The organism is Bacteroidota bacterium, assembly GCA_039821555.1.
GTDB lineage: Bacteria > Bacteroidota > Rhodothermia > Rhodothermales > Rubricoccaceae > JBCBEX01.
The window spans coordinates 45,693-54,944 of record JBCBNX010000022.1; the positions used below are offsets into that span (position 1 = coordinate 45,693).

The following is a 9,252-nucleotide window of genomic DNA, read 5'->3' on the forward strand; positions in this document are numbered from 1 at the left end:
ACAGAATTAGCGACGTTCGACACGGGCCCCGAGCGAGCGGTCGAGGCCGTGGACGTGGGCATAGAGCAGCGTCAAGATGATCAGCGTGGTGCCGACGGAGAAGATGAACCGCGCCGTCGGGATCGACACGACGTAGAGGAAGACGAGGTAGTACTTGCAGGTGACCACGAACACGGGGGACTGCCGGTCGGAGACCTCGCGGCCGAGGCGTGCGGCGAGCAGCACCTGCGCGCTGAAGATGAGCACACCCACGATCCCGTACACGAAGACCATGCCCAACATACCGAGGTCGGAGGGGTGCAATTCGCCGAAGAGTCGGGCAAACCCCCCGTTCCATTGGTGGGAGAGTTGCCCCGCGCCCCACAGGGCGTACTCGGTGATGTAGGGCCACATGACCGCAAACTGGTAGATGCGAGCGTTGGCCGAGAGGTCGTCGCCAGCATCGCCAAAGAGGGTTGCCACAGCCGCCCCATAGAACCCGACGAGGCCTTGGAAGAAGGCGGAGGCTTCGGCGCTCTGCGCCACGTACAGCCCAACGAGCACGGCCAACGTCCCGCCCACGACAGCGAGCTTCGCCTTGCGCGTGCCGGACATCGTGCGCAGCGCCAGCCACCCCAAGGCGATCAGCACTGCGAGGTTGATGCTTCGGCCCTCCCGATAGAAGACGACCGTCCCCAGGATGGCAAGCGCCGCCAGCGCGTCGGCACCGCGTCCCTGGCGTGCATACCGCGCCGCGTAGTAGAGCCCCCCGAACACCAGCAGGATTACGTTGAAGTTGTCCTTGCCGAACCGCTTGTCCGTGCCCTCGATGATCGGCTCGGGGTTCCAGCCGCTCGCCCGGGCGAGGCCGACGAGGTAGATCGCGACGAGGCTCACCCAGCACATGGCGAGGACGACCCGCTCCACATCGCGGAGCCGAATGGCGCGCTTCCAGAACAGGTAGAGCAACAGCCACGCATAGAGCCCCTGGAGAAGATCGCGCTCCGAGAGCACGCCGAAGACGAGCGGCTGCCCGAAGACAGAGTAGGCGCGCCAGGCCGTGTAGAACGGCATGACCCCGGCGATCAGCAGCACGCAGACATCGAGGCCGCTCAGGTGCCAGCCGTGTCTCAGGAGCCGCGATGTGGCAAAGAGCACGGCGAAGAGGGCCAGCGCCGCCAGAATGATGAAGTCGAAGCGCCAGAAGTAGGGCCGCAGCGGCGAACTGGACAGCAGATCGAAGCTGTGAACAAAGGCGAACACCAGCCCTAGCTGCACGAGCCACGACGTGCGTGCCTCGGCTCGCACCCGCGCCCGCGGAAGCGAGCCCGACGCCGGGTTGTCGAACAGGGACAGCGCTCCATTCATGGCGTGTTCGACGTCACGGACCGATGCTCTTCCTGCCGGACGACTCGCTCATCGGCGAGGGCGCAGCCGTCGAACTGAGGCGGAGGATCAGTCGCCCCCCTCGCCGCTTTGAGAGCGCTCACGGCGCCGCGCGCCGCCGCTGCCGCCGCATCCAGACGTCCCTGGCTCGCATAGCGCACGAGCAGCGCTGTCCAGTAGACCGGGAAGCCTAGCCAAAACCGCAGCGCGTCCAGCCCACGTGCGTGCCTCAAGGCCGTCAGGATGCGGTTACGCGTTTGGTGATGTAGGTAGAACGCCAGCCGCGGGTTGCCCGCCCGCCGCCCGCGCTGACTCGTGCTGGCCTCGCTGGCCGTCGAACTGCCGCCGACCCGGTGGTAGAGAAACGACGTAGGCTCGTACCACAGCGACCACCCTGCTCTCTGCAGGCGGAGGCTCAACTCGACATCCTCCTCATACATGAAGTAGCGCGGGTCGAAGCCCCCGGCATCGCGCAGCGCTTCAGCGCGCAGCAACATCGCGCACCCACTGGCAAAGCCGACCGGGCGGGGCGTCATTGCCAGCGGCGCTTCGGCAGCCCCCCCGTAGCCCGGCGCGACGGCCGAACCTCGGAGCCAGCTCACCTCGCCCCCGCCATACCACAGTACGTCGGGCGCTTCGAGGTAGACCGTCCGGGGCGTTGCCAGGCCGCGCGTGGGCTCGGCGTCTAGGGCGGCTTCCAGACGAGCGAGCGTGTCCGCTTCCACGACCGTGTCGTTGTTGAGCACGAACACAAACGACGCGCCTCCCCTGAGAGCGTGCGCGATGCCCACGTTGTTGGCGCGCCCGAAGCCTACGTTTTCCCGCATACGCAGCAAGGCGCTCGCGCCTGGATAGCCCGCCAGAACGTCCTCAAACCCGATCTGCTCGGAGGCGTTGTCCACGATGACCACCGGAGGCGCACCAGCCGCTGCCAACGAAGCCAGGCAGCGACGCGTGTCGGCATCGCCGTTGTAGTTCACCAGCACCACCGTCGTGCGGGCCGTGCGGGTCGCAGAGGCAAGAGCAGCCACGTGACGCTAAATCCAGGGAGGGTGCCGTAGGGAGCGAAAGAGTGCGGGACAACGTGTCCCGGCCGAGGCGGCGGAAAATACTGACAGGACCGAGCCAAATCAGGGTGATGGCGAGCGCGTGCCCCTCGTTACCCACGTGCGACCTAGCTGCATTGCCGCCGGGCACAGAAACGCCGGTCCGTCTCAATCGACGACGGCAGGGGGCCTGGGGTCCAGCGCAGGATCAGTCTTGGGATCGGTCGACGAGGGTGGCGGCACGTCGGCCCCTGCGGCATCGCCGTGCGCAGGCAAAGCCGGGGGCATCGGCGCGAAGACGTGGACCCAGATGCCCAGCCGTCGGCGCACCATGACCGCACAGCCGATGTTGAACAGCACCCACCCGATTGCCGTGCCGCACGCGGCTCCGACCAGACCCAGGGTCGGCACGAGCGTAAGGGTCAGCACCACGTTGGTACCAACCGACACCATGGTGACGTTGCGCAGCAGCCGCTCCCGCCCGGTCATCGCCAGGAGGCTGCCCACCGACCCGGAGGCCACGTTGAAGAATTGCCCGGCCGCGATGATGACCAGGGCGATCCAACCCGCTTCGAACCCCTCGCCAAAGAGCCCCATCACCCACGTCGGTGCCAGGAAAAAGCCGAGGAGCAGCGGGGCCGCCACCGCGGTCATGAAGCGGCTCGACCCGACGGCCGTTCGCACCAGACTGCGCGTGTCGCCCGCCTCGTGCAGCGCCGCGAATTTCGGCGCAGCGATGCTGTTAACCGCGTTCAGGATGTAGCTCGTCAGCATGGCCATGCGCAGCGCCGCGTTGTAGATGCCGACTTCGCTCGGCGTCGCCCAGATGCCGAGGGCAAACGCCGCCGTCCACCCATCGGCCAGCATGAGCGTACTCACCCAGAAAAAGGGGCCTGCCGTTCGGCGCAGGGTGGTCCACTCGAACGATGCCGGGCCAGGCTTTCGATACCGACGCCACACCAAGAGGCCCACGACCGCTGCGATCGTCTGGGCTGTGACATAGCCTGCGACCGCATCCAGCGGCGAAGCCTCGCCCGTTGACGCGAGCAGGAGAAACACGGGCAGCGTGATCAGGTGCAGCATCGCCACCTGGACGAACGTGGCCGCCCGCACGGCTTTCAACCCAAAGAGCGCGCCGGCCGTGACCCATACCACCGTCACAGGGAGGATGGCGAGCGCCATCCACTGCACTGCGCGCGCGACCTCGGGCTGCATCCAACCCAGTTCGCGTGCCCCAGTCGCCCCAGCGATCACCAGCGGCGTCAGCGTGACCGCTGCCACGACCGACACCAGGAGCGCTTTGCGGTACACGCCGCGCACCCGGTCCCACCGCCCCGCCTGCGACTCCGCCGCCACGAACCGCGTCAGCACCCCCGGCATCCCGAGCCGAGAGAGCACCGTCGCCACTGTCGCCACGGCCAGGGCGAGGACATAGACCCCGGTCCCGTTGGGCCCGAGCGTCCTGCCCAGCACCACGACAAACAGAAAGCCGAGGAGGCCGGCCCCCAGCCGCAGCCCGAAGTTGAACACCCCGTGGGCCAGCAACTCCCGGAGGTGCGTATCGGACAGGAGGGCCGCAATTCGTCGCTTCATGGGGCGCAGGGCTTCAGCGGTGCGACGCGTAGGACTGCCGCCAGGCCGTCGTATCGAACCCGTAGCGGTCTGCGAGGAGCACGGCCTCTCGCTCTGCCTCGTCCCACACCCAGCCGGACACCTCGGCTTTCCAGGCAGCGCCCTTCGAGCGAGCGGGGCGGCTGTTGAGCCGGTCGAGCCATCTCATGACGGTCTTCTTCGCCCGGATACCTGGGATCAGCTTTCCGCCCCAGCGTCTCAGGCGACCGCGCCGGTAGATGATGTCACGCACGGCCGTGCTGCGCGGCTCGCTCGCCACGTTGCTTCGTTGCGAACGGTCCGCCACGGCCGGGTCCGACCTGAGACCGATGTGGGCACAGATCGAGGCGTAGGTGCGGTCGCCATGCTCTCCACTCACGAGGTCTTCGAAGCGGACGAGGTGCAGCGCGTCTCGCCCGAAGGCGTCGACGTAGCGGTCGAGTTGCTCGGCATAGCGCCCCCGGGCCAGGTAGGAAAAGTGCATGTGGCCGAGCCGAGCGTCTGCCTCGCTCAGGCGCTCTGCCTCCAGCGCGAGCGCCTCCGGGAACGACACCGTCTCCAACCCGCGCGCGACGCTCATGCGATACTGCGAGTAGGCGCGCGCCACCGGCTCACGGAGCACCGCCACCAGCTTTGGCGTGCCCAGCGCCTCCCGGATACGACGTGCCGCGGCGGGGTGGTAGAGGTATTCCGGATCGACCTCGCCTACCAGCTTCGACGGCGCCGCGCACGGAAACTGGTCGCGGTACCACGCCCAGCCGTTCCCGAAGCGCTTCTCGAAGTAGTGCGTTTCCTTGTGGAGCGGCAGGCACACCTCAGGATGCTGGATGAGCCAGTCGTGTAGCGAGGTCGTGCCGGCCTTCTGCGCACCGATCACGAAGAAGGTGGGCCCCCATGATGCGTCGGACGCATCAGGCGCGCGGTGCTCTTCAACGCTGCTGGATTGGACCATCTCACTCATGTCCACGGGCGCTGGCTCATTTCCACAGCCGCGCTTTGAGAGCCCGCAGCGCGACCCGGTCTCGCGGGGGCGGCGCGACCCTGGTGCCGTCTACCCACTGGTAGTGAACGCGGGACGCCCCGAGCCGGAACAACTCGTTCCGCATCGCGCGGCGCTGGGCAGCGGTGACCTCGATGCGGCGGTGGGGCGACTTGATTGCCAGCAGCCCGAAGCTGATCGCGCGCGTGGTGTTGAACAGGTGCGCCCGGCACCACCCGCTGAGCGGCGGCGGCACAAAGCGAAAGCCCCCCTGCGGGTGAAACACGTGGAACACCTTCTCAAAGAGCACCGGGTTTTCCTCCACGGCCGACCCCTTCAGCTTGTCGACATGGAAGAAGTCGAACGAGAATTCGTTGAAGTGGTGCTTGTGATAGGGGTTGACGAGGTTGTACTTCGTCAGCGTGACGTAGGGAACTTCGAGGAAGAACTGCCCGCCGTGCCGCAGCACGCGGTGTATCTCGGAGAGCGCGAACAGGTAGTCGTCGACGTGCTCCAGGGTGTGCGCCGAATAGACCACGTCCACGGAACTGGTCTCGAACGGGAGCGGGTCGGTGCTCAGGTTCAGGGAGATCTCCGCGTGGTCGGCGATGTCCACGTTGGCGAAGCCAGGGAGATAGCTCGCCCCTGCTCCGATGTTGACGTGCGTGGGGCCAGTCGCGGCGGCGTCGCCAGAAAGCGGTGCCTCTTGGGGAGGCTCTAGGGTCGTCAGCGCAAGCATGCGGGTGGCGTCGATGGAAGGCGAACAGGCCGATCGGCGAACAGGACCGTCTGCGGACGGGACCGGGCCGCTACAAGTCCCGAAAGTAGCACCGCCCTGCGGGAGCGTCGGGAGCCGCCTCGATCTCTGGGAAAAACTCTTGGTCGCAGGACGAGGCCGCGCACAGACCTCGACCTCGGGCAGGTCAGCCAGGTGCCTCGTCCGATGCGGGAGGCTGCAACGCGGCTATGACCTCAGCCAGCACCGCGCGCCAGTCGGCAGGCGCAATGCCGAACGTGTGCGCGAGGCGCGCCGCCTCCATCCGCGAGTTGGCCGGCCGCGCCGCCGGCGTCGGGTAGGCCGACGCTGGAATCGGAGCCACGTCGCGAACAGCGAGCGGCTCGTGACGACGCGCTTCGGCGAAGATGGCCTCCGCGAAGCCGTGCCAGGTCGTGAACGGCGCCCCGCAGAAGTGGTAGGTGCCCCAGTCGTCGTTCCGCTCGGAAGCCTGCCGGAGCGTCACCAGGGCCGCGTCGGCGATAGCGGAGGCCGGCGTCGGACCGCCGTGCTGGTCGGCGACGATGCGCAGGGCCTCACGCTCGCGCCCCAGCCGCAGCATCGTCTTGACGAAGTTGCCGCCGTGCCGCGAGAAGACCCAACTCACCCGGAGGATAAGGTGCCGGTCGAGCGCCGCGCGGACGGCCTCCTCCCCCTCCCACTTGCTCTGGCCGTAGACGCCGAGCGGTGCCGCCGGATCGCCTTCGACATACGGCTCCGGCTTCGCCCCGTCGAACACGTAGTCCGTCGAAAAGTGAACGAGGGGGATGCCGAGGTCGGCGCACGCTGCGGCCAGTGCCGCAGGGCCGTCTCGGTTGACGGCGAAGGCGAGGTCTGGCTCCGACTCGGCGCGATCCACGGCCGTGTAGGCCGCCGCGTTGACGACGGCGTCGGGCTGGTGTGCCTGCACGACGGCGCGCACGGCCTTCGCGTCGTTGAGGTCGAGGTCGGCGCGCGTCAGACCCATGGCCTCGATGTCGTGCTGCGCCGCGCGGGCGACGAGTTCGCGGCCGACCTGGCCGTTAGCGCCGGGGATGAGGACACGCATCGGCCTAGCGGACGCCATCGCCAACGGACTCGGCGGGCAACTCGGCCAGCGTCAGTTGCGCGAGCGGCTTGAGCGCCTGGTCCTTCTTTGAGAGCGTCGGCTCTGCGAACGGCCAGTCGATGCCAAGCGCGGGGTCGTCCCAGAGCACACCGCCCTCGTCCTCGGGGTGGTAGTAGTCCGTGCACTTGTACTGGAAGTCGGCGACCTCGCTGAGCACGCAGAAGCCGTGCGCGAAGCCCGGCGGGACCCACAGCTGCCGGTGGTTGTCTTCCGACAACTCGGTGCCCGTCCAGTGGCCGAACGTGGGCGAGCCGGGGCGCACGTCCACCGCCACATCATACACGGCGCCGCGGGACACGGAGACGAGCTTGCCCTGGGGATGCTGTTTCTGGAAGTGCAGCCCGCGGAGCACGCCGCGCCGCGAGCGCGAGTGGTTGTCCTGCACGAAGCGATACGGGATGCCCGCCTCCTCGTACCGCTCGGCGTTGAACGTCTCCAGGAAGAACCCGCGGGCGTCGCCGAACACGCGCGGCTCGACGATCAACACGCCGGGGAGGTTGGTCTCGATCCTGTTCATGTATGATGTTCGATTGATGATGTTCGATCTTCGACACAGAGCTAGGAGGCGCTTCCCCATCGAAAATCGAACCGCCTACATCGTCAAATCTGCTGGGTGGCGTTGGGTCGCCACTTGGTCGAGGAGCGTGAGTAGGTACTGCCCGTAGGTGCTCTTCGCAAGTGGCGTGGCAAGCGCTCGGAGCGCGTCGGCGTCGATGTAGCCCATGCGGAAGGCGACCTCCTCGGGGCAGGCGATCTTGAGCCCCTGCCGCGCCTCGACGACCTCGACGAAGTTGGCGGCTTCCAGAAGCGACTGGTGCGTGCCGGTGTCGAGCCAAGCCGTCCCGCGCCCGAGCACTTCCACGTCGAGCATGCCGCGCTGGAGATAGGTCCTGTTCACGTCGGTGATCTCGAGTTCGCCCCGCGCCGACGGCGCCAAGTTGCGCGCGATGTCGGTCACGGCCCCGTCGTAGAAGTAGAGCCCGACGACAGCATAGTTGGACTTGGGCTCAGTGGGCTTCTCCTCGATGTCGAGCGCGCGGCCGTCGGCGTCGAAGTGGACGACGCCGTAGCGCTCGGGGTCGCTGACGTAGTAGCCGAAGACCGTCGCCCCGCCCTGCTCTTCCACGCGCGTGCGAGCGCGGCGGAGTGTGTTGGTCAGACCTTGACCGTAGAAGATGTTGTCGCCCAGGATGAGGCTCGCCGGCTCGCCGCCGAGGAACTCCTCGCCGATCACAAACGCCTCCGCGATGCCGTTGGGCGCGTCTTGCACAGCGTACTGTAGGTCGAGGCCCCACGCGTGGCCGTCGCCGAGGAGCCGCTGGAAGTGCGGCAGGTCGTGCGGCGTCGAGATGATCAGGATCTCCCGGATGCCCGCCAGCATGAGCGTGGTGAGCGGGTAGTAGATCATCGGCTTGTCGTAGACCGGCATGAGCTGCTTGCTGAACGCGAGCGTCAGCGGGTGCAGCCGGGTGCCCGAGCCACCGGCGAGGATGATGCCTTTCATGGGTCGTTTGGTGCGTGCGGAGTGGCGGAAAAGGTACGAGGGCGCGGCTTGCAAGGATGGTGCCTTGCGCCGCGCCCTCGTGGGACTTTATCCGTCTAGGATAGGTTGCCGCCGCTTACGCGGGGAGCAGCCCCTCGTTCTGCAGGTAGGCGATGATCGTGTCGACCGCCTCCTGGACCGGCATCGTGTGCGACGGGATGTCGATCTCGGCGTTCTCGGGGGCCTCGTAGGGGTCCGAGATGCCCGTGAACTCCTTGATCTTGCCTTCGCGGGCCATCTTGTAGAGGCCCTTCACGTCGCGGGCCTCACAGACCTCGAGCGGCGTCGAGATGAAGACCTCGATGTAGTTGCCGACGGACGAGATCAGGTCACGGTTGGCCTTGCGGTCGGCGAAGTACGGCGCGATGGGCGCGCAGACGGCGATGCCGCCGTGCTTGGTGACTTCGCTGGCCACATAGCCGATGCGCTGCACGTTGGTCGAGCGGTCCTCGCGCGAGAAGCCGAGGCCCTTCGAGAGGTGCGTGCGCACGACGTCGCCGTCGAGGAGGGTCACGGCGCGCTCGCCGAACTCCAGCAGGCGCACGACGAGAGCGTTGGCGACGGTGCTCTTGCCCGAGCCCGAGAGGCCGGTGAAGAAGACCGTGAAGCCCTGCTTCTCCTTCGGCGGGTAGCTCTTGCGCAGTTCCGCGACGATCTCGTCGTACGAGAACCAGTTCGGGATCTCAGCGCCCGTGCGGAGCTTCTCGCGGAGCTGCGTGCCGGAGATCATGCTGAACTCCTTGCCAGCGGCCTGCACCCACCTCGTCGTGGGCCGCGACCACGCCGGACCGGGCAACGGCTCCGACGGCGAGCCGATCTACGGCC

Annotated in this window: 9 protein-coding genes; all 9 read right to left on the bottom strand. The window is 67.4% G+C overall.

Going from position 1 to position 9,252, the window contains the following annotated elements:
* Positions 1-6: 6 nt before the first annotated feature.
* Complete coding sequence (locus tag AAFU51_16810) at positions 7-1,347, bottom strand: hypothetical protein (protein MEO1572920.1); 1,341 nt, start codon at positions 1,345-1,347, stop codon at positions 7-9.
* The gene (locus AAFU51_16815; GenBank protein ID MEO1572921.1) at positions 1,344-2,396 is read right to left on the bottom strand and encodes a glycosyltransferase family 2 protein; all 1,053 of its coding nucleotides are present in this window, start codon (positions 2,394-2,396) and stop codon (positions 1,344-1,346) included. Before AAFU51_16815 ends, AAFU51_16810 begins: the two co-directional genes overlap by 4 nt.
* Positions 2,397-2,579: 183 nt before the next feature.
* Entirely contained in the window at positions 2,580-4,004 is a 1,425-nt protein-coding gene (locus tag AAFU51_16820) for a flippase (GenBank protein ID MEO1572922.1), read from the bottom strand.
* Between the two features lie 13 nt (positions 4,005-4,017).
* Entirely contained in the window at positions 4,018-4,983 is a 966-nt protein-coding gene (locus AAFU51_16825) for a sulfotransferase (GenBank protein ID MEO1572923.1), read from the bottom strand.
* Between the two features lie 16 nt (positions 4,984-4,999).
* Entirely contained in the window at positions 5,000-5,740 is a 741-nt protein-coding gene (locus AAFU51_16830) for a class I SAM-dependent methyltransferase (protein MEO1572924.1), read from the bottom strand.
* A 184-nt stretch (positions 5,741-5,924) separates the two neighbouring features.
* Positions 5,925-6,824: a dTDP-4-dehydrorhamnose reductase gene (gene rfbD / locus AAFU51_16835; protein MEO1572925.1), complete on the bottom strand. Its 900-nt coding sequence runs from the start codon at positions 6,822-6,824 to the stop codon at positions 5,925-5,927.
* A 4-nt stretch (positions 6,825-6,828) separates the two neighbouring features.
* Entirely contained in the window at positions 6,829-7,401 is a 573-nt protein-coding gene (gene rfbC / locus AAFU51_16840; protein ID MEO1572926.1) for a dTDP-4-dehydrorhamnose 3,5-epimerase, read from the bottom strand.
* A gap of 75 nt (positions 7,402-7,476) precedes the next feature.
* Positions 7,477-8,388 (bottom strand): glucose-1-phosphate thymidylyltransferase RfbA, encoded by a 912-nt coding sequence (gene rfbA / locus AAFU51_16845; GenBank protein ID MEO1572927.1) that lies wholly within the window; start codon positions 8,386-8,388, stop codon positions 7,477-7,479.
* 115 nt (positions 8,389-8,503) lie between these two features.
* Positions 8,504-9,223, bottom strand: a complete 720-nt coding sequence (cysC, locus tag AAFU51_16850; protein ID MEO1572928.1) for an adenylyl-sulfate kinase — start codon at positions 9,221-9,223, stop codon at positions 8,504-8,506.
* Between the last annotated feature and the right edge of the window lie 29 nt (positions 9,224-9,252).

What these genes read in the sequence shown, in the direction of transcription:
- AAFU51_16810 (MEO1572920.1), bottom strand. Translation starts at nt 1,347, where the DNA reads ATGAATGGAGCGCTGTCCCTGTTCGACAACCCGGCGTCGGGCTCGCTT.
- AAFU51_16820 (MEO1572922.1), bottom strand. Translation starts at nt 4,004, where the DNA reads ATGAAGCGACGAATTGCGGCCCTCCTGTCCGATACGCACCTCCGGGAG.
- AAFU51_16825 (MEO1572923.1), bottom strand. Translation starts at nt 4,983, where the DNA reads ATGAGTGAGATGGTCCAATCCAGCAGCGTTGAAGAGCACCGCGCGCCT.
- AAFU51_16830 (MEO1572924.1), bottom strand. Translation starts at nt 5,740, where the DNA reads ATGCTTGCGCTGACGACCCTAGAGCCTCCCCAAGAGGCACCGCTTTCT.
- rfbD (MEO1572925.1), bottom strand. Translation starts at nt 6,824, where the DNA reads ATGCGTGTCCTCATCCCCGGCGCTAACGGCCAGGTCGGCCGCGAACTC.
- rfbC (MEO1572926.1), bottom strand. Translation starts at nt 7,401, where the DNA reads ATGAACAGGATCGAGACCAACCTCCCCGGCGTGTTGATCGTCGAGCCG.
- rfbA (MEO1572927.1), bottom strand. Translation starts at nt 8,388, where the DNA reads ATGAAAGGCATCATCCTCGCCGGTGGCTCGGGCACCCGGCTGCACCCG.